Annotated in this window: 24 protein-coding genes; 19 read left to right on the plus strand and 5 right to left on the minus strand. The window is 68.4% G+C overall.

The genetic code is table 11. The annotated features are described in order from the left end of the window. Positions 1-111 precede the first annotated feature (111 nt). From nifA to TSH58p_RS07690, 13 genes are all read left to right on the plus strand, one after another. Positions 112-1995, plus strand: coding sequence for a nif-specific transcriptional activator NifA (gene nifA, locus TSH58p_RS07630; RefSeq protein WP_109068651.1), 1884 nt, complete (start codon positions 112-114; stop codon positions 1993-1995). 123 nt (positions 1996-2118) lie between these two features. After that, positions 2119-3009 (plus strand): adenylate/guanylate cyclase domain-containing protein, encoded by an 891-nt coding sequence (locus tag TSH58p_RS07635; RefSeq protein ID WP_109068566.1) that lies wholly within the window; start codon positions 2119-2121, stop codon positions 3007-3009. Between the two features lie 285 nt (positions 3010-3294). Next, on the plus strand, positions 3295-4851 hold the full coding sequence (gene nifB, locus TSH58p_RS07640; RefSeq protein ID WP_109068567.1) for a nitrogenase cofactor biosynthesis protein NifB: 1557 nt from the start codon (positions 3295-3297) through the stop codon (positions 4849-4851). A 79-nt stretch (positions 4852-4930) separates the two neighbouring features. After that, the gene (locus TSH58p_RS07645; RefSeq protein WP_014239802.1) at positions 4931-5122 is read left to right on the plus strand and encodes a 4Fe-4S binding protein; all 192 of its coding nucleotides are present in this window, start codon (positions 4931-4933) and stop codon (positions 5120-5122) included. A 44-nt stretch (positions 5123-5166) separates the two neighbouring features. Further along, entirely contained in the window at positions 5167-5718 is a 552-nt protein-coding gene (locus tag TSH58p_RS07650; RefSeq protein ID WP_109068568.1) for a hypothetical protein, read from the plus strand. Then, on the plus strand, positions 5715-6488 hold the full coding sequence (locus tag TSH58p_RS07655; RefSeq protein ID WP_109068569.1) for a 4Fe4S-binding leucine-rich repeat protein: 774 nt from the start codon (positions 5715-5717) through the stop codon (positions 6486-6488). The genes TSH58p_RS07650 and TSH58p_RS07655 overlap by 4 nt, the downstream gene beginning before the upstream one ends. 34 nt (positions 6489-6522) lie before the next feature. Beyond that, a complete protein-coding gene (locus TSH58p_RS07660; RefSeq protein WP_109068570.1) occupies positions 6523-6819 on the plus strand; it encodes a nitrogen fixation protein NifZ in 297 nt (98 codons plus the stop codon). Positions 6820-6858: 39 nt separating this feature from the next. After that, entirely contained in the window at positions 6859-7170 is a 312-nt protein-coding gene (locus TSH58p_RS07665) for a nitrogen fixation protein NifZ (protein ID WP_109068571.1), read from the plus strand. A gap of 34 nt (positions 7171-7204) precedes the next feature. Further along, complete coding sequence (locus TSH58p_RS07670) at positions 7205-8356, plus strand: cysteine desulfurase family protein (RefSeq protein ID WP_109068572.1); 1152 nt, start codon at positions 7205-7207, stop codon at positions 8354-8356. A gap of 45 nt (positions 8357-8401) precedes the next feature. Then, positions 8402-8611, plus strand: coding sequence for a putative nitrogen fixation protein NifT (gene nifT / locus TSH58p_RS07675; protein WP_109068573.1), 210 nt, complete (start codon positions 8402-8404; stop codon positions 8609-8611). A 5-nt stretch (positions 8612-8616) separates the two neighbouring features. After that, positions 8617-8901, plus strand: coding sequence for a hypothetical protein (locus tag TSH58p_RS07680; RefSeq protein ID WP_109068652.1), 285 nt, complete (start codon positions 8617-8619; stop codon positions 8899-8901). Between the two features lie 13 nt (positions 8902-8914). Next, positions 8915-10090 carry a DegT/DnrJ/EryC1/StrS aminotransferase family protein gene (locus tag TSH58p_RS07685; protein ID WP_109068574.1) on the plus strand — a complete coding sequence of 392 codons (1176 nt, stop codon included), beginning with the start codon at positions 8915-8917 and terminating at the stop codon, positions 10088-10090. An 89-nt stretch (positions 10091-10179) separates the two neighbouring features. Beyond that, positions 10180-11058, plus strand: a complete 879-nt coding sequence (locus TSH58p_RS07690) for an SIR2 family protein (protein ID WP_109068575.1) — start codon at positions 10180-10182, stop codon at positions 11056-11058. Between the two features lie 165 nt (positions 11059-11223). On the opposite strand, the gene TSH58p_RS07695 is transcribed toward TSH58p_RS07690, so the two are convergent. From TSH58p_RS07695 to TSH58p_RS07715, 5 genes are all read right to left on the minus strand, one after another. Beyond that, positions 11224-11850 carry an FMN-dependent NADH-azoreductase gene (locus tag TSH58p_RS07695; RefSeq protein WP_109068576.1) on the minus strand — a complete coding sequence of 209 codons (627 nt, stop codon included), beginning with the start codon at positions 11848-11850 and terminating at the stop codon, positions 11224-11226. A gap of 149 nt (positions 11851-11999) precedes the next feature. Then, the gene (locus tag TSH58p_RS07700; RefSeq protein ID WP_109068577.1) at positions 12000-12767 is read right to left on the minus strand and encodes a class II glutamine amidotransferase; all 768 of its coding nucleotides are present in this window, start codon (positions 12765-12767) and stop codon (positions 12000-12002) included. Positions 12768-12842: 75 nt separating this feature from the next. After that, positions 12843-13271 (minus strand): ArsC/Spx/MgsR family protein, encoded by a 429-nt coding sequence (locus TSH58p_RS07705; RefSeq protein ID WP_109068578.1) that lies wholly within the window; start codon positions 13269-13271, stop codon positions 12843-12845. 8 nt (positions 13272-13279) lie between these two features. Then, positions 13280-14173, minus strand: coding sequence for an ADP-ribosyl-[dinitrogen reductase] hydrolase (gene draG, locus TSH58p_RS07710; RefSeq protein ID WP_109068579.1), 894 nt, complete (start codon positions 14171-14173; stop codon positions 13280-13282). A 27-nt stretch (positions 14174-14200) separates the two neighbouring features. After that, the gene (locus TSH58p_RS07715; protein ID WP_109068580.1) at positions 14201-15088 is read right to left on the minus strand and encodes an NAD(+)--dinitrogen-reductase ADP-D-ribosyltransferase; all 888 of its coding nucleotides are present in this window, start codon (positions 15086-15088) and stop codon (positions 14201-14203) included. 343 nt (positions 15089-15431) lie between these two features. Between TSH58p_RS07715 and TSH58p_RS07720 the strand changes: the two genes are divergently transcribed. From TSH58p_RS07720 to TSH58p_RS07745, 6 genes are all read left to right on the plus strand, one after another. Next, on the plus strand, positions 15432-16664 hold the full coding sequence (locus TSH58p_RS07720; RefSeq protein WP_247895522.1) for a hypothetical protein: 1233 nt from the start codon (positions 15432-15434) through the stop codon (positions 16662-16664). A 271-nt stretch (positions 16665-16935) separates the two neighbouring features. Further along, the gene (gene nifH / locus TSH58p_RS07725) at positions 16936-17817 is read left to right on the plus strand and encodes a nitrogenase iron protein (RefSeq protein WP_109068582.1); all 882 of its coding nucleotides are present in this window, start codon (positions 16936-16938) and stop codon (positions 17815-17817) included. A gap of 141 nt (positions 17818-17958) precedes the next feature. Then, positions 17959-19398: a nitrogenase molybdenum-iron protein alpha chain gene (gene nifD, locus TSH58p_RS07730; RefSeq protein ID WP_014239785.1), complete on the plus strand. Its 1440-nt coding sequence runs from the start codon at positions 17959-17961 to the stop codon at positions 19396-19398. A 30-nt stretch (positions 19399-19428) separates the two neighbouring features. After that, a complete protein-coding gene (gene nifK / locus TSH58p_RS07735; RefSeq protein WP_109068653.1) occupies positions 19429-20988 on the plus strand; it encodes a nitrogenase molybdenum-iron protein subunit beta in 1560 nt (519 codons plus the stop codon). 212 nt (positions 20989-21200) lie between these two features. Beyond that, positions 21201-21731 carry an Rrf2 family transcriptional regulator gene (locus tag TSH58p_RS07740; protein ID WP_109068583.1) on the plus strand — a complete coding sequence of 177 codons (531 nt, stop codon included), beginning with the start codon at positions 21201-21203 and terminating at the stop codon, positions 21729-21731. 145 nt (positions 21732-21876) lie between these two features. Then, the gene (locus TSH58p_RS07745; RefSeq protein ID WP_109068584.1) at positions 21877-23085 is read left to right on the plus strand and encodes an NAD(P)/FAD-dependent oxidoreductase; all 1209 of its coding nucleotides are present in this window, start codon (positions 21877-21879) and stop codon (positions 23083-23085) included. The last annotated feature ends 90 nt before the right edge of the window (positions 23086-23175 follow it).

Genomic DNA, 23175 nt, shown 5'->3' on the forward strand with positions numbered 1-23175 from the left:
AGCGCACACCCCACCCCGGGAGGAACGGTTCAAGGCGCCGTGCCGGGATCGGATCGACGAGCGCGCTGGTGCGCGGCGTCCGGAGTCCCGGTTGAGCAGGGGGTGTCGATCATGCCGGGTGCAATGCGCCAGTCCACGTCGAACCTGGAGCTGCTGACCATCTATGAGGTCAGCAAGATCCTCGGTTCCTCTCTCGACCTCCAGCAGACCCTGCGCGAGGTGCTTCGCGCGCTGGCCTACCAGCTGCAGATGCACCGCGGGCGCGTCTATCTGGTCGGCGAGGACAATGTGCTGCGTCTCGTCGCCGCCAACGGCCTGTCGAACGATGCCGCGGCCCAGATCGAATTCCGCGACGGGGAAGGCATCACCGGCCGCATCCTGAAGACCGGCATGCCCGCCGTCGTTCCCAATCTGGCGGAGGAACCGCTGTTCCTCAACCGCACCGGCGGGCGCGAGGATCTGGATGAGCAGGTGGCCTCCCTGGTCGGCGTGCCGATCAAGGCGGCGGGCGTGGTCGTCGGCGTGCTGACCATCGACCGCATCTCCGACGAAGGGCCGCAGGGCCATTTCGGCAGCGACGTGCGCTTCCTGACCATGGTCGCCAACCTGATCGGCCAGACCGTGCGGCTGCACCGCACCGTGGCCGAGGAACGCCGCTTCATGATGCGGGAAACCTTCCGCATGCAGAAGGAGCTGCGGCCGGTCGCCGCCCCGATCAACGACGTGGTCTGCACCAGCCCCAACATGCTGGAGGTGATGGCCCAGGTCCACCGGGTGGCGCCCTTCAAATCCACCGTGCTGATCCGCGGCGAGAGCGGCACCGGCAAGGAGCTGATCGCGCGGGCCATCCACAACATGTCGCCGCGCAAGGATGCCCCCTTCATCCGCGTGAACTGCGCCGCCCTGCCGGAATCGCTCCTGGAATCGGAGCTGTTCGGCCACGAGAAGGGCGCCTTCACCGGCGCGCAGAAGGACCACAAGGGCCGCTTCGAGCTGGCGTCGGGCGGCACGCTGTTCCTCGACGAGATCGGCGACATCTCGCCCAACTTCCAGGCCAAGCTGCTGCGCGTGCTGCAGGAGCAGGAGTTCGAGCGGGTCGGCGGGTCGAAGACCATCAAGACCGACGTCCGGCTGATCTGCGCCACCAACCTGAACCTGGAGGAGGCGGTCGGCCACGGCAAGTTCCGCGCCGACCTGTATTTCCGCATCAACGTGGTGACCATCCACCTGCCGCCGCTGCGCGAACGGCGCCAGGACATCGGCCCGCTGGCCCGCCATTTCGTGGCGAAGTTCGCCAAGGACAACGGCATGACCCTCGTCATGGAGGACGAGGCGCTGGAGGTGCTGAACCGCTGCACCTGGCCCGGCAACGTGCGCGAGCTGGAGAACTGTATCGAGCGCGCGGCCACCCAGTCGCGCGACGGCATCATCCGCACCGAGTCCCTGTCCTGCAGTCTCAACCTCTGCAACTCCTCCGTCCTGTTCCAGTACCGCACGCTGGGCGCGTCGGTCGGCGGCCTCGCCCCGTCCATGGGGCCGGGGGCCGTCAACCGCGCTCCTCCCGGACGCCCCGGCGTTCCGGCGCCGGCCAACGCGCCGAAGACCCCGGCCATGCCCGCCCCGGTGCCGGAACCGGCGGGTGCCGGCGGCGGTGCGTGGCCGGCCTGCGCGTCGGGCTGTTCCGCCGGGCCGTCGCCGGTCTGCGGCGCCGCCCAGCCGGTGGTTCCGGTCCCCCTGATCCCGCTGCCCCTGCCCGAGCCGAGCGCGCCCGCCGCCGCGGCTCCCGCACCCGCATCGGTTGCCAATGCCGCTCCGCCGCCCGCCGCCGAGGTGCCGCTGGACGAGCCGGAGTCGGGATCGCTGCGCGACCGCCTGCTCTGGGCGATGGAGCGCACCGGCTGGGTGCAGGCCAAGGCCGCGCGCCTGCTCGGCATGACGACCCGTCAGGTGAGCTACGCCCTGCGCAAGTACAACATCGAGATCAAGCGCTTCTGAGGGGCGCAGCGCCGCCCGGCGCCCCTCTCCCCACGGGAGCGGGGGGACATGATGCTGCGCAACCGGGACAGGTGTTCGAGGGTATGCTAACCTCCTTGCACTCTTCCCGGTTGCCGCAGATTTATGGAAAAGCCTCTCGCGCTCCTCTTCGTGGACATCGCCGACAGCACGCTGCTTTATGAACTGGCGGGCGACCGCAAGGCGGCGGCGCTGACCCTGCGGGTGCTGGAAGGGCTGCGCCGGATCGTCGGGGAGAACGACGGCAGGGTGGTGAAAAGCCTGGGCGACGGGCTGCTGGCCTGCTTCCCCATGAGCGACGGCGCCACCCGCTCCGCGCTCGCCATGATGGAGCGGCAAGGGGAGTTCGGGCTGCGTCTGCGCGCCGGGTTGCATTTTGGCCCGGTGATCGCCGGTCCCGACGACCTCTACGGCGACGCCTGCAACGTCGCCGCCCGGCTGGAGTCCATCGCCCGCCCCGGCGAGATCCTGGCGACCGACGATCTGGTCGACCGCCTCTCCCCTCCCCTGCGCAAACGGGCCCGCCTTCTGAACAGCGTCGCGGTGAAAGGAAAGGCGGCCCCGGTCCGCGTCCACCAGATCCGCGACGGCGACGCCGCGCCGGAGGCCGAGGACAACGCCACCGTCGGGCTGCCCCTGTCCGAACCCGGCCGGGGGCGCGGCCTGCCGTCCCTGCGCCTGTCCGGACGCGGCGCCGACGCGACGCTGACACCGCTGCTGCCGCGCGTCACGGTGGGGCGCGACGAGAGCTGCGGCCTGCGCGTCCCGTCGCGCCGGACCTCCCGCCAGCACGCGGTGATCGATTTCAGCCGCGGCGGCTTCCTGCTGACCGACCATTCGACCAACGGCACCTTCATCCGCACGGGCGACTCCCCCTCCCTGCTGCTGCGCCGCGATTCGACGAAGCTGACCGGCCGAGGGCTGATCGGCTTCGGGGGAGAGCCCTTGCGGCCGGACGAGGACCATGTCCTGACCTTCCAGGTCGGGAGCGCGTGACAGCCCCTATCATAGGGCAACGCAGTCGGCCTTCTTAACCCTCTCCCCGGAGTAGAGAGGGGACTTCAGACACGATTGCCGCCCCCGTGTCGGGTCCCCGACAGGCCGCGTGTTTGTCGGCGATTGTTTGGCTTTGTCCGCCTTTGTCGGATTGCCGACATGGTCCGCAGGCCCGACACACTCCTATAACCCACTGAAACTTAACAATTCATCCGTTTGGCCCCGAACTTGCTTTTAAAGACCCCACCAAGGGCGCCGACGGCGCGGCTGGGAAGGGAGTGGACGATGGCCAACGTTATTTCGCTCGACAGCATCCTGGGCGTGGGTGAGCTGAGGGCCCCCGCCGAGGCGCCGCCCGCCGCCGCCTCCGGCTGCGCGTCCTCCTCCTGCGGGTCGTCGGACGGCCCCGCCGACATGGCGCCGGAGGTGTGGGAGAAGGTGAAGAACCATCCCTGCTACTCCGAGGAGGCGCATCACTATTTCGCCCGCATGCACGTCGCGGTGGCGCCGGCCTGCAACATCCAGTGCAACTACTGCAACCGCAAATACGACTGCTCGAACGAGAGCCGGCCGGGCGTGGTCTCCGAGAAGCTGACCCCCGATCAGGCGCTCCGCAAGATCATGGCGGTGGCCAAGGAGATCCCGCAGCTCTCCGTCATCGGCATCGCCGGCCCCGGCGACAGCCTGGCGGCGGGTGGCCGGAACACCTTCAAGACCTTCGAGATGCTGGCGAAAAAGGCGCCGGACCTCAAGCTGTGCCTGTCCACCAACGGTCTGGCCCTGCCCGACCATGTGGACACCATCGCGAACTACAACATCGACCACGTCACGATCACCATCAACATGGTCGATCCGGAGGTCGGGCAGCACATCTACCCTTGGATCTTCCACGACCACAAGCGCTGGACCGGCCTGGACGCCGCCAAGATCCTGCACGAGCGCCAGATGCTCGGGTTGGAGATGCTGACGTCGCGCGGCATCCTGGTGAAGGTGAACTCCGTCATGATCCCGGGGATCAACGACGAGCACCTGATGGACGTGAACAAGGCGGTGAAGTCGCGCGGCGCCTTCCTGCACAACATCATGCCGCTGATCTCCGACCCGGCGCACGGCACGCATTTCGGCCTGACCGGCCAGCGCGGCCCGACCGCCCAGGAACTGAAGGTCCTGCAGGACCAGTGCGAGGGCGGGGCCAAGCTGATGCGCCACTGCCGCCAGTGCCGCGCCGACGCGGTCGGCCTGCTCGGCGAGGACCGCGGGTCCGAATTCACCATCGACCGCATCGAGGCGATGGGCGAGGTCGAGTACGACCAGGAGGCCGCCCGCACCTACCGCGAGCATGTCGAGGGCGAGCGCGCCGGGCGCCACGCCGCCAAGGCCGCCGCGCAGGCCGATGTGGCCGAGACGGTCGGCACCGAAGCGCAGCCGATCCTGATCGCCGTCGCCACCAAGGGCGGCGAGCGCATCAACGAGCATTTCGGCCACGCCAAGGAATTCCAGATCTACGAGGTCGGTCCGAAGGGCGCCAAGTTCGTCGGCCACCGCCGCGTCGACCAGTATTGCGAAGGCGGCTCTGGCGATGAGGACGCGCTGGGCGGCGTGCTGTCGGCGATCAACGACTGCACCGCGGTCTTCGTCGCCAAGATCGGCGGCTGCCCGTCGCAGAACCTCAAGGACGCGGGCATCGAGCCGGTTGACCGCTTCGCCTTCGAATACATCGAGGAGTCGGCATTGACCTACTTCAAGGACTACGCCGAGCGCCTCGGCCAAGGTGCGATCAACGCGCGCGAGGGACAGGACGCGGTGATCCGCACCGGCGCCTTCACCGCCCGGCGCGCCTGATACCCAAGAGACCGACCAGAACCCACGGATTTACCCGGCGGCCCACCGCAACAGCCGCCCCACCTGCGAGGAGAGTGTCATGGCTTACAAGATCAAGGCTTCCGACTGCACCGCCTGCGGCGCCTGCGAGGCCGAGTGCCCGAACAACGCCATCAGCTTCAAGAAGGGCGCCTACGCCATCAACGCGGACCTGTGCACCGAGTGCAAGGGCCAGTTCTCCAGCCCGCAATGCGCCTCGGTCTGCCCGGCCGACTGCTGCGTCCCGGCCTGATCGCCCGAAACCCCTCTCCCGTCCCATCACGGGAGAGGGTGTCCATGGAGCGCACCGCCATGCTGGACGAGGTGGATGAAGGCTGGCTCAACCGCCGTTACTACGGCGGCGACCTGCCGCCCGAGGCGGAGCGGTTCCTGCATCTCGCCGCCGCCAGCCACGCCGACGCCGAAGCGGCGCAGCGTTACCTCGCCCGCGCCGCCGAACTGGCGCCGGGGCACCGGCTGGTCGATCTCGGCCATTACAAGTTCCATTTCTACAAGGCGAATCTGGACACCGCCCTGCTCTACGGCGAGCGGATGCTCGGCCACGCCATGGCGGCCATCGGCCTGAACCACACCGACTGGCGCATGGTCAGCCCGGATCACGGCGACTTCGCCGGTCTGGAGCCGGCCCCGCGCCTGTTCCTGTTCGCCCTGACCGCGGTCGGCTACCTGCATCTGCGCCTGGGCCGTCTGGCCGAAGGGCGCGAGGCCCTGAACAAGGTCCGGGACCTGGACCCGAAGGACCGCTTCGGAGCCACCCGCCTGCTCGCCGTCGCGGATCGTCATGAAGCTGGCCGCCATGAAGCCGGCCCGGAGGACGACGACGCATGAGCGACGACATCGACAAGGCTCTGGACTGGCTGGGCAACCCCGTCGATTGCGACGGCTGCGCCTACCGCGACCGTCTGGCCGAGGGGCGCTGCGAACCGCTGCGCGCCTGCGTGCAGGACCGCTACGCCAAGCGCATCCAGCGCTTCTTCCAATGGAACGACGATCTGGCGGGCGAGCATCTCGACCACCCCTATTTCGAGGTCCGCGCCAACGCCGCCCGCTTCGCGCCGATCTTCATCGTGCCGCGGCTGATGGATGACCCCGACGAGACGGTGCGCGCCGCCGTCGCCCGCCGCCTGCCCCGCCGCCTGCTGTTGAAGATGCGCGGCGACCCCGACCGCGAGGTGCGCATCGCCGTCGCCTCCCGGCTGGAAGACGCCGACCTCTCGCCGTTGATGCGCGACCCCGACTATTCCGTCCGCCTGCGCGTCGCCCGCCGTGTGCCCGAGGGCATGCTGCCGGCGATGATGCACGACGAGGACCCGGAAATCCGGCTGGAGGTCGCCAACCGCATCGGGCTGGACTGGCTGATGAGCATGGCCTGGGACGACAGCGCCCGGGTGCGCATGGTCGTCGCCCGCCGCCTGCCGCCGGAAAAGCTGGCCGCGCTGATCCAGGATACCGACTGGTGCGTGCGCTTCGTCGTCGCCAGCCGCCTGCCGCCCGAAGACCTCGCCCCGCTGACCGAGGACCCGGTGGACGACGTCCGCACCGTGGCGCAGAAGCGCCGCGCCGGACTGCCCGCCACCGGCGACCTGATCCCCGACTGACCGGCCCCCGACCGACCGGAACAAGGAGCACCGAATGCGCGAGCGCGCCCGCGATCCGAACGAAACGATCGAACTGGAAGACCGCCCCGCCTTCGAGGAGGGCCAGAAGGTCCGTGCCCTTCGCGACGTGCGCAACGACGGCACCTACCCCGGACGCCCGATGGGCGACTTCCTGATCCGCACCGGGGACATCGGCTATGTGAAGTCGATCGGCACCTACCTGCAGATGTACTACATCTACGGCGTCGATTTTTACGAGAAGCGCATCATCGTCGGCATGCGCGCCAAGGAACTCGAACTGGTCGATGCCCACTGCAACGACCCCCAGTGATTTTTCCCCACAGTGACCCTTCCGCCTGAGGAGCACGCGATGAGCGACGCCGTTACCGAAGCGAAGAAGCCCGGCTTCATCCCGCCCCGCGAACCGCTCTACGACTGGGGCCTGGCGGTCACCGCCACGGTGGACCTCCACAACGACGGCAGCCACCCCAACGCCGAGGACGGCGCCCTGCTGGCCCCGAAGGGCACGCCCGGCATCATCGTGCGCATCGGCCATGCCGAGGGCACGCAGATCCCCGTCTATCTGGTGGAGTTCCCGGCTGGCGTCGTCGTCGGCTGCCTGGAGGAGGAGATCGCCCCCGCCGACGGCCGCCGCCGCGGCGTCCCCGGCGTGATGGACTGACCGCCCCCTCCGTGCCACGGCCTGCGATGGACCCATGATCTATCTCGACAACAACGCGACGACCCCGCTGGCGCCCGAGGTGCGGGAGGCGATGCTGCCGCACCTGTTCGGAGAGTACGGCAACCCCTCCAGCCCGCACGCCGCCGGCATGGCCGCCAAGCGGGCGGTGGGCGAGGCGCGCGCCCAGGTGGCGGCGCTGGTCGGCGCGAAGGCCGCGGACATCCTGTTCACCGCCAGCGCGACGGAGGCCAACCACACGGCCCTGCTCGGCACGCTGCGCGCCGTCGCGGCGGAGCGTTCGGAACGCCGCCACCTCGTCACCACGGCGGTCGAGCATCCCTCGACCCTCATGCTGGCCGGGGATCTGGAGCGGCAGGGCTGGCGGGTCACCGTCCTGCCGGTGGACGGCAGCGGCACCATCGCGCTCGCCGACCTGCGCGACGCGGTGACGGCGGAGACGGCGCTGGTCTCCGTGATGTGGGCGAACAACGAGACCGGGGCGATCCAGCCGGTCGGCGCCGCCGCCGACATCGCCCAGGCGCGCGGCGCCCTGTTCCACACCGACGCGGTGCAGGCCGCCGGGCGGCTGCCCATCCGGGTGGACGCGGTGAACGCCGACCTGCTGACCCTGTCCGCCCACAAGATGCACGGGCCGAAGGGCATCGGCGCCCTCTACATCCGCAAGGGCGTGCCCTTCGCCCCGCTGATCCACGGCCATCAGGAACGCCACCGCCGCGGCGGGACGGAGAATGTGCCGGCCATCGTCGGCTTCGGCGCCGCCGCCGGCCGCGCCGCCGCCACCGTGGCGGAGGCCGGCGGCATGGCGATCCTGCGCGACCGGCTGGAGCGCGGCGTGCTCGCCGCCTGGCCGGGCAGCCGGGTCAACGGCGAGGGGGCGGACCGCCTGTCCAACACCAGCAACATCCGCTTCGCCGACCCGCAAGGCCGCCCGCTGGACGCGGAGGAGCTGCTGATGCGGCTCGACCGCGCCGGCATCGCCGTCTCCATGGGGGCGGCCTGCGCCACCGGCGGCAACGAACCGAGCCACGTCCTGACCGCCATGGGCCTGTCCCCGGCGGAGGCGGCGGCCAGCCTGCGCTTCTCCCTCAGCCGCTACAGCACGGCGGAGGAGGTGGAATCGGTCCTCAACGAGTTTCCCGCGCTCTACGCGCGGATCGCGGCCTGACACCCGCAACCACGACAGCCAAACACACGACGACTGGAGAGTGACATGAAGGTGATGGTGCGCAAGGCCGGTGAGCAATACACGATCTACGTCGCCAAGAAGGACCTGGAGGAGCCCATCACCGAGATGGAGAAGCCGGGCCTGTGGGGCGGCTGGATCAAGGTCGCCAACGGCTGGACGCTCGACCTGCCGGAAATGCCGGCGGACACCCGCCTGCCCATCACCGTCGAAGCCAAGAAGCGCGGCGCGGAGTGACGGCCATGGCCCTGACCCCGGAACGGATCGACGCCATCGCCGCCCTGGCCGGCAGACTCTTCGCGGACGGCACCCGGCTCGACAACGTCGTCCGCGCCGTGCGCGAGGCGCACCCGGACCTGTCCAACGTCACCGGGGCGCACGCCGCGGTGATGGCGGAGGACGCCTTCCGGGAGGAGCCCGGCTTCAACCTCTACCTCGTGGACGGCACCAACCATTGCTGGCTCATCACCAACAAGCCGGAGACGGCGACCGGCGTGGTGATCGCGCAACGGGACGAGGACGACTGAAAAGGATCGCGGAATGACAATGCCCGAAGACGACGCGGAGCTTGGCGATTACATCCCGCTGATCGACCCTGACATTTCCGAGGCGGAGGTGGCGGTCATCAGCCGCATCCTCACCTCCGGCAGCCTCGGCGACGGGCGGATGACGGAGGGGTTCGAGCAGGCCTTCGCCGCCTGGCTCGGCCGCGCCCACGCGGTCGCGGTGTCCAGCGGCACCATCGCCACGCTGATGGTCCTCAAGGCCTACGGCATCGGGCCGGGGGACGAGGTTCTCTGCTCCCCCTTCGGCTGGCATCAGGTGCAGCACGCCATCGCGCTGGCCGGCGCGGAGCCGGTCTTCGTCGACATCGACTACTGGCAGCACACCATCAACCCGGCCAAGGCCGAGGCCAAGATCACCCCGCGGACCAAGGCCATCCTGGCCGGCAACGTCAACGGCCACCCCGCCCACTGGGACGAGCTGCGCGCGCTCGCCACCGACAAGGGGCTGATCCTGATCGAGGATTCGACGGAGGCGATCGGCTCCTCCTACAAGGGGAAGCTGGTCGGCGGCTTCGGCGACTGCGCCATCTTCGACTTCTCCGAACCCGGCGTGCTGGTGACCGGCGAAGGCGGGATGATCGTCACCGACGACCGCAACCTCGCCCACCAGCTCCGCTACCTGCGCCGCCGCGAGACGGAGCACCGCAACACGGTGGTCATCACCCGGACCATTCCCTTCCAGGCGGGCATGAGCAACATCACCGCCGCGCTGGGCCTCGTCCAGTTGAAGCGCCTGCCGGAGATCCTGGCGAAGCGCCGGGAGGTGGTCGGCTTCTACGAGGCGGCCATGGCGTCCTTCGAAGGCATCAAGCCACCCTACAAGGGGCCGGGCGCCGACGACGTGCACCCGATGGTCTACGCCGTGCATCTCGGCACCCGCTTCACCGCGTCGGGGCGCAAGGCGGTGCTGGAGGATCTGGCCACCCACGAGGTGGAGGCGTCGGACTACGGGCAGGCGCTCTACACCCAGCAATATTACCAGGAGCGCGGCGCCAGCCGGGCCGACTGCCCGGTCTGCCAGAAGACGGTGGACCGCGTGCTGGCCCTGCCGCTGCACCACAAGGTCACCGCCGACGAAGTGCAGTTCATCGTGGACACGCTGAAGGACGCCACCGTCAACACAGGGGCGGGCGCGGCGATCTATTTGTGAAACGCTTCCCCTTTCCCAGCGCAAATCTCCTCCCCCGCCCAGCGGGGGAGGGCCAGGGTGGGGGCAACAGCCAGCCGAACGGGGTTAGCATGACCGACACCGCCGTCCTCGACAGCACGGACACGGACACCATCGTCACCGAAATCGCCGCGGCGCTGAAGGCGCGGGGCGTGGTGCCCTATCTCGGGCCGGGCGCCTTCGCGCTGCTGCCGGAGGCCGACTGCCCGATCCCGCGCAATTCGCTGGAACTGGCCCAGCGGCTGAACGCCAAGGTCGCCGCGCCGGGCCGCATCCGCAGCCAGTTGACCGCCGTCGCCCAGTTCATCGAATCGCGCCGCCACCGCAAGACGCTGGACGGCATCCTGAACGAGATCTTCAAGCGCGAGGTCCCGGCGACGCCGGTGCACCAATGGCTGGCCACCCTGCCCGCCCCGCCGATGATCGTCGATGTCTGGTACGACAACACGCTGGACAGCCTGCTGACCGCCGATGCGGGGCGGAGCTGGGGCCAGATCCAGGGCCTGTCCCACCCGCAGGGCGTGGGCGAATGGGTGAAATACTACGCGCCGGGCGGGGCGGAGGTCGAAGCCGCCGCGGCGTCCGGCTGGGAGACCCTGCTCTACAAGCCGTCGGGCAGTGCGACGCCGTCGGGAAACTACCTGATTTCCGACAGCGACTTTGTCGAGATCCTGACGGAAATCGACATCCAGACGCCGATCCCCGCCGTCGTGCAGGAACGACGGGCGGGCCGGAGCTTCCTCTATCTCGGCTGCCGCTTCGACCAGGAAATCCAGCGCACCTTCGCCCGCCAGATCGCCAAGCGCTCGTCCGACCGGCATTGGGCGGTGATCGAGGGCGAACTGTCGAAGAACGAGGCACGCTTCCTGGAGCTGCAGAACATCACCCGCCTCGACCTGCCCCTGGACGAGGCGGTCCGGCGGATCGGCGCAGCGATGGGGGCCAATTGAAGCAAGCGCGTTGCGAAGCTTCCCTCTCCCCTCCGGGGAGAGGGTGGCCCGGAGGGCCGGGTGAGGGGGGTGAGCTTGTGCCGGACGGTCCGCCACGCGCAACCCCCTCACCCTAAACCCTCTCCCCGGAGGGGAGAGGGGACACTGAATGGGGACTGACTTCCCTTACGCCGCGACCGGGGTCGCCAGGGCGTCGATTTCCTGCTGGGCGGCCGCCAGCGCCTTGGCGCGGGCGTCCGGACCCATGCCGACGCCCTCGGCACGGATCACCGTCACGTCGGTGACGCCCAGGAAGCCCAGCACGGTGCGCAGGAAAGCCTCCTGGTGGTCCAGGGCGCTCATCGCGGCGTTGGTCGAGTAGACGCCGCCGCGCGTCGAGGCGATGTAGACCTTCTTGCCGCCGGCCAGACCGACCGGGCCGGTCTCGGTGTAGCGGAAGGTGCGGCCGGCCTGGGCGATGCGGTCGATCCAGGCCTTGAGCTGGGTCGGGACCGTGAAGTTGTACATCGGGGCGCCGATGACCACGACGTCGGCGGCCAGGAACTCGTCGACCAGCGCGTCGGTCAGGGCCAGCTCCTCCTGCTGGCGGGCGGTCAGACCCTCCAGGTTGCGGAACTTCACGACCTGCATCAGCTCCCCGGTCAGATGGTCCGGCGGGGCGACGGTCAGGTCGCGGTGCGAGACCTCGGCGTCCGGGGTCGCCTGGCGCAGCGCCGCGACGATGGAGGCGGTGAGCTGGCGGGAAACGGAGGCGTCGCCCAGCGGGCTGGAGTCGATGCGAAGGATCTTCATGGTCACGTCTTCCTGTCCGGGAAGCGGGGCGCCGGTCCGGCACCGTCACCGCTTCGGTTTGTCTCGGGAGTGACCATAAGCCCGCTTACGCCAATCGATTGAGCCCCGATTTCGCCAATCTTCGTTGCGCAAATCAGAACAATCTCTGGTCAGCGCACCCGATTGCCGCCCTTGAACACGACCATCTCGCCGCTCTTCATGACGGTCCAGTTCTCGTCACGGGTCAGGGGGCGTGTGGCGACCACCGTCACCACATCGTCGGGCGTCGTCTCCTTGGCGAAATCGACGCTCATGTCCTCGTCGATCAGCGTCGCCGGGCCGAAGGGAGCCTTGCGGGTCAGCCAGGCGAGGTTGGTCGCGCAGTGGCACCACAGGTACCGCCCGTCGCTGAGCAGCATGTTGAAGACGCCCAGCGTGCCGAGGTCGGAGGCGAGGTCGCGGATCAGCCGCATCAGGGCGCCGCTGCTCTTGGGCGGCTCCGGATACTGCATGCGGATCTGGTCGAGCAGCCAGCAGAAGGCGTGCTCGCTGTCCGTCGTCCCGACCGGCTCGTAGAAGGTCAGCGTCTGCTCCTTGATCCCCTTGAGCTGGCCGTTGTGGGCGAAGGTCCAGACGCGCCCCCACAGCTCCCGCGTGAAGGGATGGGTGTTCTCCAGCGACACCCGGCCGCGGTTGGCGCGGCGGATGTGGGAGATCACCACGCAGGACTTGATGGAATAGCTGCTGACCAGCCGCGCGATCTCCGACTCGCAGCTCGGCGCCGGGTCGTGGAAGGTGCGGCAGCCCTTCCCTTCGTAGAAGGCGATTCCCCAGCCGTCGCGATGCGGACCGGTCTGCCCGCCGCGGCGCATCAGGCCGCGAAAGCTGAAGCAGATGTCCGTGGGCACGTTGGCGCTCATGCCCAGGAGTTCGCACATGGATCGGCCCCCATCGCTGGATTGTCGGGTGTCAGACAAGTCGGGGGCAAACCTACGACAGTCCGGCGCGTCCCGTCACCCCTTTGCGGGTGGTGGGCAGGGCGGCATCCCGGCGCGGGTGCAGCCCTCCAGCCTGCCCTCCGGCGCCCCGGCGGCCAGCCCGATCCAGGCGTCGACCCGCTCCGCCTCGAAACCGCAGTCGCGGCGGTCGCCCACCTGCATCAGCGGGCGGCGGATCAGCAGCGGCGTCTTCAGCATCAGCGCCAGGGCGGCGGCCTCGTCCAGCGCGTCCGGATCGACCTCCCCGCTCTTCACCGCCGGGGCGCTGCGGTTGAACCAGTCGGCCACCGGGCGGTCGCCGAAGAAGGGGCGCAGGCTGTCCGCCGTCCAGGGCTCCGACAGCAGGTCGCGGGCGTGGACGGTGTGCCCGGCCTCCGCCAGCAGCGCCTTCTGGCGGTTGTTGCCGGCGCAGCCGGGCTTTTCGAAGAAGATCACGTCGGCCATGGTCGAAGTCACCCCTGCTTGAGCGCCGGAGAGCGGGCGAGCAGCCCGTCCACCTGGGCGCAGATTTCGTTGTAGACGTCGCGGTCGAGCTTGCGCAGCCAGCGCGGCGGGATGGTCTCCACCCCGTAGGTGGCCCCGGCCAGCATGCCGGCGATGGCGCCCGTCGTGTCGGCGTCGCCGCCCTGGTTGACGGTCTCGACGACGCAGGATTCCACGGAATCGGTCTGGAAGTAGTAGTGCATGACCGTCTGCATCGTATCGACGATGTAGGCGGTGGACAGGCCCCGGTAGGGCTGGAACTTGAACTGCCGGTGCTTCGCGATGAGCTTGTTCGATTCGTCGCGCACGTCGCGCACGCCGCCGCCCAGCACCAGACGGCGCACCATGTGGCCGAGCGTCAGGGTCGCCGCGTCGGACATGGCGTTGCAGTGGGTGATGTGCGCCTGCTCCACCGTCCAGCGCTCGAAGGCCGCGTCGTCGCCCAGCGTCGCCAGCGCGACCGGCAGGTTGCGCATCGCCGCCCCGTTGCCGGCGTGATACTCGCTCTCCGGCTCCGACAGGGTGCCGTGCATGATGAAGCGGCGGATGCCGCGCCGTGTCGTGTCCCCGACATCGACGGGAACGCCCTTCAGCCAGATGGCGAACTCCTCCGCCGCGCGGCGGGCGTCCCACTCCGGGGCGGCCAGGATGGCGCGGCCGAGATGGATCGACATCTCGGTGTCGTCGGTCACCTGCCCGGCGGGCAGCTTCAACCAGCCGCCCCCCTTGATGTGCTTGTGCACGCCGTACTGGTGGGCGATCTCGCCCTTTGTCAGAAACTCGACGGTGGCGCCCAGCGCGTCGCCGCAGGCCAGCCCGAGATAGGCGCCCAGCGCGCGTGAGCGGATGGAATGGTCAGTCATGGGCCGGATCTGTCCCGTGATCGGTTGTCAGAGAAGCGACACCCCCACCCTGTAATCCCCGCCGACGACCAGATACTCGCCCTCCCCCTTGAAGGGGTAGCGGGGCAGGATGTCGCGGAAGAAGACCACCTTGGTGAGCGGCACCCAGGTTTCGAGGATGTAGTCCCCGAACTGGCCGGCGATGTCGCGCTCGATGGAAAAGGAGCTGAGGTTGTTGAGGCGCAGGACCGCCGTGCGCTTGTCGGGGCGCGCGACGATGTGGTGCTCCTCGAAATCGTTGACGCCGCGGTAGAGCCGGATGTGGCTGGCGCGCGACGGCATCGGCGCGTCCGGCCAGCCGCGGCGCATCCACCACTGGCAGTATTCGTACAGCAGGTCGAGCTGCAGGTTGATGTTGTTGTTGTGGAAGCGGGTGGAGACCTTCTCCTCGCCGTAGAGCCGCCACGCGTCGGAGGCGAAGCGGAGGATCGGTTCCTTGTGATAGGTGGGCAGCAGGCCGAACCGGCTCTCCACCCAGCCCTTCAGCACCGCCCCCTCGGCGTTGTTGCTGTCGAACAGCCACCCCTTCAGCAGGCGCAGATAGCTGGCGCGGTAGCGCCGCCGCCCGTCCGCGCCCTCGGCGCCGGAGAAGTCCGGGTTCAGCCCGAAGGTGAAGGCCATGTAGTGCTGGAAGATGTCGGCGGCGATCAGGCTGTTCGGGCTCTCATCAAGCGCCTCGAACAGCACGGCGTGTTCGCTGCGCGTGCCGCCGATGCGCAGGCGCCGCGGCTCGTCGTTGAAGGCTTCCGCGCAGAGCGCTTCCGCCGTCACGTTCAGCAGGTTGGTGCGATGCGCCTTCAGCGCGAGCGGCGAATCCGGATCGATCAGCCGCCCCCGCGCATCCCTCAAGCCACCGCTCGCCAAACCGTCCGCCATCGCGCTCTCAAATCCACAATTCTTTCATGGATACAGCGAACCGGCGCGTCCGCCAAGGGGCCGCGTCACCGCAGGGCGAGGTCATCCGCGCGACAAGACATTTCGAATTCGAAAACAATTCGATTAAACAGCCGAAACAACTTTTGGCTTACTCCAAATATCTTAAAAATATCCGTTTGAACGAATAGCTGGACGACACCATAGTTGATCAAACAGGTTCCAAGGCACCGCAAGACGAGGCAAGGCCATGTGGCCGATGAAGCGAAAGGAACAGGAGACGCGCAACCGGGCGGCACAGCCCCCGCGCGTTCTTCTTCCTTCCGCCGTCTCGGAAAAGATGCCGATGCGTTCGGGACGGGCGCCGGTTCCGCTGCGCGGCGCCAAGGAGGCCCGCGACGCCGTGACGCTCGCCCGGCTGCTGCGCGGCACCATCACCCCCCTGCGCGGCGACGAGGTGCTGGCCCTGCTGGAGCCCCACCGCCCGCGTCTGGTGCCAAAGCCGGTCAATCCGCTGGGCGCCATGCTCGGCCAGCCGCAGGGCCGCCTGCTGGAGGCGCTGCTGCGCCCCACCGCGCCGATCATCCTGGACGTGCTTCTGCCCCGCCTGCGCGATCATCTGATCGACCGCGTCGTCCACAACAAGAGCACCGCCGAGGACGGGCTCCCCGGCGCGCTTGAGGTGGCCACCGCCCTGCGCGCCCTGGTCGCCCTGCTGCGCGGCGCCGGGCGCGGCGCCGTGCTGTCGGTGGTGTCGGCGATCGAGGCCGACGCCCGCGCCGACGCCGACCGTCTGGTGCGCGGCGAGACATCGGCCGCGGAGGACGACCCGGCCGGCGCCACCGCGGGCGCCATGGACGGCCTCGCCCACGCCCTGCTGCGCTTCGAGGCGCGGCGGCTGATGCTGGAGACGCTGGGCGCCACCGTGGCGCTGCGCGACGTCGTCTACCAGTCGCGCCGCCTCACCCGCCACGCCTTGCGCCGCGCGGCGGAGGCCATGGACGGTTTCGGCGCCGACCGCGGCATCAAGGCGCTGCACGCCAGCCTCGCCACGCTGGCCTCGGTGGACGGGCTGCTCGTCGTCGCCCTGCGGAACCTGGACGACCAGGAGGAGCACCGCGAGGAGGCCAACGCCTTCGTCGAGCCCGCCGACCGCAAGGCGATGAACGATTGCCTGTCGGCGGCGTGGCGGCTTTCCGACACGCTGTTCGATCTTGTCGGAAAGGCCGCCAACGGCGGCGACCTCGACGAGCTGCTGTTCGAGGCGCTGCTGCGCCAGCTCCGCTCCCTGCATCAGTTCTGCACCGACCTCGACCACGCCGGCCGGCCGGCGGTGCTCGACACGCTGGAGCGCCGTCTGGCCGAGCGCAGCCGCGCGCTGGCCGGCATCGCCGGGGAGCGTCTCGTCGGCATCCTGCTGGCCCGCCCCGCCGACCCGGCGAAGGCGCGCCGCCTGCTCGCCCGCGGCCAGTCGCTGGCCCAGCTTCTCTATGACATGGGCCAGGACGGCGACGAGTTGGAGGCGCTGGCGCTGCGCCTCGTCGTCGCCCGCGACGCGCTGAACCACGCCGCCGCCTGACGCCGCCGCCCGAGCCGTCGGGGCGCAATCCGTCCACACCTCCTTTTCATTGCGAGAGACCCGACAAAATGTCGGGCTTTGTCGGGTATGTCACAGGCCCGACAAAGCGGGCCACGCGCGTCCGCAATCTATATTCTTATTCATTTTCAATGACTTAAAAATTTTTAGCGAACTGGCACGGGGGATGCAGAGAAGGGGTCGAAGCGGCCGCTGGGCAGGCCGCCCCGGAATTGAAGACACCCTGTAGACCCAAGCAAAGGAGTAACCTCCCATGTCTTTGCGCCAGATTGCGTTCTACGGTAAGGGCGGTATCGGCAAGTCCACCACCTCCCAGAACACCCTGGCCGCGCTGGTCGAGCTGGATCAGAAGATCCTGATCGTCGGCTGCGATCCGAAGGCCGACTCGACCCGCCTGATCCTGCACGCCAAGGCGCAGGACACCGTGCTGCACCTCGCCGCCGAAGCCGGCTCGGTCGAGGATCTGGAGCTCGAGGACGTTCTCAAGATCGGCTACAAGGGCATCAAGTGCGTCGAGTCCGGCGGTCCGGAGCCGGGGGTCGGCTGCGCCGGCCGCGGCGTGATCACCTCGATCAACTTCCTGGAAGAGAACGGCGCCTACGACGACGTCGACTACGTCTCCTACGACGTGCTGGGCGACGTGGTGTGCGGCGGCTTCGCGATGCCGATCCGCGAGAACAAGGCCCAGGAAATCTACATCGTCATGTCCGGTGAGATGATGGCGCTCTACGCCGCCAACAACATCGCCAAGGGCATTCTGAAGTACGCCCACAGCGGCGGCGTGCGCCTCGGCGGCCTGATCTGCAACGAGCGTCAGACCGACAAGGAAATCGATCTGGCGGAGGCTCTGGCCGGCCGCCTCGGCACCCAGCTCATCCACTTCGTGCCGCGCGCCAACATCGTGCAGCACGCCGAGCTGCGCCGCATGACCGTCATCGAGTACGCCCCGGACAGCCAGCAGGCCCAGGAGTACCGTCAGCTCGCCGCCAAGGTCCACGCGAACAAGGGCAAGGGCACCATCCCGACCCCGATCACGATGGAAGAGCTGGAAGAGATGCTGATGGACTTCGGCATCATGAAGTCGGAGGAGCAGCAGCTCGCCGAGCTCCAGGCCAAGGAAGCCGCCAAGGCCTGATACCTGGGTCCCTGACGGGGCACAGGTCTGAACTGGCCCCCTCCCCAGCCCACTCCGCCCTTGTGCGCGGGGTGGGAGAGAGGGGGCTCGGTCCCGCGCTGCAGTGGCGCGGACAATGAGAGCATGCAGGAGACTGGCACCATGAGCCTGTCCGTGAACGAAGGCGTCGACGTCAAGGGTCTCGTCGACAAGGTTCTCGAAGCGTATCCCGAGAAGTCCCGCAAGCGCCGCGCCAAGCACCTGAACGTGCTGGAAGCCGAGGCCAAGGACTGCGGCGTCAAGTCGAACATCAAGTCGATCCCCGGTGTGATGACCATCCGTGGTTGCGCCTACGCCGGTTCCAAGGGCGTGGTGTGGGGTCCGATCAAGGACATGATCCACATCTCCCACGGCCCGGTCGGCTGCGGCTACTACTCCTGGTCCGGCCGCCGCAACTACTATGTCGGCGACACCGGCGTGGACAGCTGGGGCACGATGCACTTCACCTCCGACTTCCAGGAGAAGGACATCGTCTTCGGCGGCGACAAGAAGCTGCACAAGGTGATCGAGGAGATCAACGAGCTGTTCCCGCTCGTCAACGGCATCTCCATCCAGTCCGAGTGCCCGATCGGCCTGATCGGCGACGACATCGAGGCGGTCGCCCGCGCCAAGTCCGAGGAGTTGGGCAAGCCGGTCGTTCCGGTCCGTTGCGAAGGCTTCCGCGGCGTCTCCCAGTCGCTGGGCCACCACATCGCCAACGACGTCATCCGCGACTGGATCTTCGAGAAGACCGAGCCGAAGGAAGGCTTCGTCTCCACCCCGTACGACGTCACCATCATCGGTGACTACAACATCGGTGGCGACGCCTGGGCCAGCCGCATCCTGCTGGAGGAGATCGGCCTGCGCGTGATCGCCCAGTGGTCGGGCGACGGCACGCTCGCCGAGCTGGAGAACACGCCGAAGGCGAAGGTGAACCTCATCCACTGCTACCGCTCGATGAACTACATCGCGCGCCACATGGAAGAGAAGTTCGGTATTCCGTGGATGGAGTACAACTTCTTCGGCCCGTCGCAGATCGCCGAGTCCCTGCGCAAGATCGCCGCCCTCTTCGATGACACCATCAAGGAGAACGCGGAAAAGGTCATCGCCAAGTACCAGCCGATGGTCGACGCCGTCATCGCCAAGTTCAAGCCGCGGCTCGAAGGCAAGAAGGTGATGATCTACGTCGGCGGCCTGCGTCCGCGCCACGTGGTCGACGCCTACCATGACCTGGGCATGGAGATCGTCGGCACGGGCTACGAATTCGCCCACAACGACGACTATCAGCGCACCCAGCACTACGTGAAGGAAGGCACGCTGATCTACGACGACGTCACCGCCTTCGAACTGGAGAAGTTCGTCGAGGTGATGCGTCCGGACCTCGTCGCCTCGGGCATCAAGGAAAAGTACGTCTTCCAGAAGATGGGCCTGCCCTTCCGCCAGATGCACTCCTGGGATTACTCGGGTCCGTATCACGGCTACGACGGCTTCGCGATCTTCGCCCGCGACATGGATCTGGCCATCAACAACCCCGTCTGGGGCATCATGAAGGCTCCGTTCTAAAGCGGCCTCTGGAAGATAGGAGTAATGAGCATGTCCCACCCCGTTTCCCAGAGCGCCGACAAGGTCATCGACCACTTCACGCTCTTCCGTCAGCCCGAATACAAGGAGCTGCTCGAGCGCAAGAAGACGGAGTTCGAGTACGGCCACTCCGACGAAGAGGTCGCCCGGGTTTCCGCGTGGACCAAGACGGAAGAGTACAAGGAAAAGAACTTCGCCCGTGAGGCGGTCGTCATCAACCCGACGAAGGCCTGCCAGCCGATCGGCGCGATGTTCGCGGCCCAGGGCTTCGAGGGCACCCTGCCCTTCGTCCATGGTTCGCAGGGCTGCGTCGCCTACTACCGCACGCACCTCACCCGCCACTTCAAGGAGCCGAACTCCGCGGTCTCCTCGTCGATGACGGAAGACGCGGCGGTGTTCGGCGGCCTGAACAACATGATCGACGGCCTGGCCAACGCCTACGCTCTGTACAAGCCGAAGATGATCGCCGTAATGACCACCTGCATGGCCGAGGTCATCGGCGACGACCTCTCCGGCTTCATCAGCAACGCGAAGAACAAGGAAAGCGTCCCGGCGGATTTCCCGGTTCCCTTCGCCCACACCCCGGCCTTCGTCGGCAGCCACATCGTCGGCTACGACAACATGATCAAGGGCGTCCTGACCCACTTCTGGGGCACGTCGGAGAACTTCGACACCCCGAAGAACGAGACGATCAACCTGATCCCGGGCTTCGACGGCTTCGCAGTCGGCAACAACCGCGAGCTGAAGCGCATCGCCGGCCTGTTCGGCATCCAGCTGACCATCCTGTCGGACGTGTCGGACAACTTCGACACCCCGGCCGACGGCGAGTACCGCATGTATGACGGCGGCACCCCGCTGGAGGCCACGAAGGAGGCCGTCCACGCCAAGGCCACCATCTCCATGCAGGAATACTGCACCCCGCAGTCCCTGCAGTTCATCAAGGAGAAGGGCCAGCAGGTCGCCAAGTACAACTACCCGATGGGCGTCACCGGCACCGACGAGCTTCTGCTGAAGCTGGCCGAGCTGTCCGGCAAGCCGGTCCCGGCGGAGCTGAAGCTGGAGCGCGGCCGTCTCGTCGACGCCATCGCCGACAGCCACACCCACCTGCACGGCAAGCGCTTCGCCGTGTACGGCGACCCGGACTTCTGCCTGGGCATGTCGAAGTTCCTGATGGAGCTGGGCGCCGAGCCGGTGCACATCCTGTCCACCTCCGGCTCGAAGAAGTGGGAGAAGCAGGTCCAGAAGGTGCTTGACGCCTCGCCGTTCGGCAAGTCCGGCAAGGCCTACGGCGGCAAGGACCTCTGGCACCTGCGCTCGCTGCTGTTCACCGACAAGGTCGACTACATCATCGGCAACAGCTACGGCAAGTATCTGGAGCGCGATACCAAGATCCCGCTCATCCGCCTGACCTACCCGATCTTCGACCGCCACCACCATCACCGTTACCCGACCTGGGGCTACCAGGGCGCTCTGAACGTGCTGGTGCGCATCCTGGATCGGATCTTCGAGGATATGGACGCCAACACGAACATCGTCGGCGAGACCGACTACTCGTTCGATCTGGTGCGCTGACCTCCCCCGGCCGGCGCGGGGCCTCCATCCCCCCGCCCGGCCGCTTCCCCGGAGAGCCGGAGTCCACCCGCAAGGTGGGCTCCGGCTTTTCCTTTTCCGGCCCATAGCCACACACTTAAACACGGACTATGTCAGTCCGTGTTTTTGACCTTGCGCCCGATAACGCGGACTGATACGGTCTGTGTTGTCGAGACCGTTGGACGGGCCACGCCATGGCACACCTCACCGCAAGCGTCGAATACGGCATCCACTGCCTGCTCTGGCTGGCCGCCACCGGCGACACGCCGCTGAGCAGCCGGGATCTGGCGGAGTTGCAGGGCATCTCCCCCTCCTTCCTCGCCAAGATTTTCCCGAAGCTGGAGAAGGCGGGGATCGTCACGGCCAGCGAAGGGGTGCGCGGCGGCTACCGCCTCGCCAAGCCACCGGCGGACATCAGCTTCCTCGCCATCGTCGACGCCATCGAGGGCGAGAAGCCGCTGTTCGAGTGCCAGGAGATCCGCGGCCGCTGCGCGGTCTTCAACGACAGACCGCCGGATTGGGCGACTTCCGGCGTCTGCGCCATCCACGCCGTGATGCTGAAGGCCGAGAAGGCGATGCGCGACACGCTGGCCAAGGAAACGCTGGCCAGCGTCGGCGAGACCTTCGGCCGCAAGGCCCCGCCGGCGTTCCAAGGCGACGTCCGGACCTGGATCGACGCGCGCCTCGGCGCCCGCGCCGCGTCCCGGACACGGCAGACACCGTAGCCGGCGCCCTGGCCGGCCCGGCCACCACGCCTCACCCGATGCCCTGAAACACCTCCCGGACCTCCGCCGGACGGACGGGATGGCTGCCGCGCACCCGCGCGCCAGAACGCTCCCCCCTGTCCGGCTTTCAGAAGGACACACAGTCATGACAAAGCAGATCGTCATCGCCGGTTCCGGCTTCGCCGGGCTGTGGGCCGCCCTCTCCGCCGCCCGCGCCGTGGCGCTGGCCGGCCGGGACAGCGACGTCGCGATCACCGTCGTCTCGCCGGTCCCACAGCTCCACATCCGCCCGCGCCTCTACGAAGCGGTGCTGGAGGGCATGGCGCCGGACCTCGCGGCGCTGTTCGAGGCCGTGGGCGTCCGCCACATTCCCGGCGTCGTGGAGACGATCCACGCCGACCGCCGCGCGGTGGACGCCACCGGCACCGACGGCGCCCGGTTCACCCTGCCCTACGACCGCTTCGTCCTGGCCGCCGGCAGCCGCCTGTTCACCCCGCCCATTCCCGGCCTCGCCGAGCACGCCTTCAACGTCGACCAGCTCGACAGCGCCCACACCCTCGACGCCCATCTGAAGGCCCTGGCCGCCCGGCCTGAGACGGCGGCGCGCAACACCGTCGTGGTGGCCGGCGGCGGCTTCACCGGCATCGAGACGGCGGCGGAGATGCCGGACCGGCTGCGCGCCATCCTGGGTGCGGACGCCAAGGTCCGCGTCCTGGTGGTCGAGCAGGCCCCCGCCATCGGCCCCGACCTCGGCCCCGTGCCGAGGCCCGTCATCGAGCAGGCGCTGGCCGAATGCGGCGTCGAGATCGTCGCCGGCACGGCCGTCGCCGCCATCGACGCCGACGGCGTGACCACCGCCACCGGCGAACGCATCGCCGCCGCCACCGTCGTCTGGACGGCGGGCGCCCGCGCCAACCCGCTGGCCGCGCAGATCAGCGGCGGGCATGACCGGTTCGGGCGCGTCCCGGCCGACCCGTTCCTGCGGGCGGTCGGCGCCGATGGGATCTTCGTCACCGGGGACGTGGCGCGGGCCGCCACCGACGACCTCGGCAACGTCGCCGCGATGTCCTGCCAGCACGCCCTCAGCCTGGGCCGCGTCGCCGGCCACAACGCCGCGGCGGAACTGGTCGGCCTGCCCATCCACCCCTACAGCCAGCCCAAATACGTGACCTGCCTCGACCTCGGCCCGTGGGGCGCTCTCTTCACCGAAGGCTGGGATCGTCAGGTCCGGCTGACCCGCGAAGAAGGCAAGGCGGTGAAGCGCGAGATCAACACCAAGTGGATCTACCCGCCCCAGCCGGACCGCGAGGCGGTCTTCGCCGTCGCCAACCCCGACTATGTGATCGTCCCCTGACGGCGGGCGGTGGAGCCGCGCGCCATCGCGGGAGCGTGGCTCCGCACCATCGTGAACCCCCGGTGGAAAGGGTACGGAGCCGCCCCCGGC

This window comes from Azospirillum sp. TSH58, assembly GCF_003119115.1.
Lineage (GTDB): Bacteria > Pseudomonadota > Alphaproteobacteria > Azospirillales > Azospirillaceae > Azospirillum.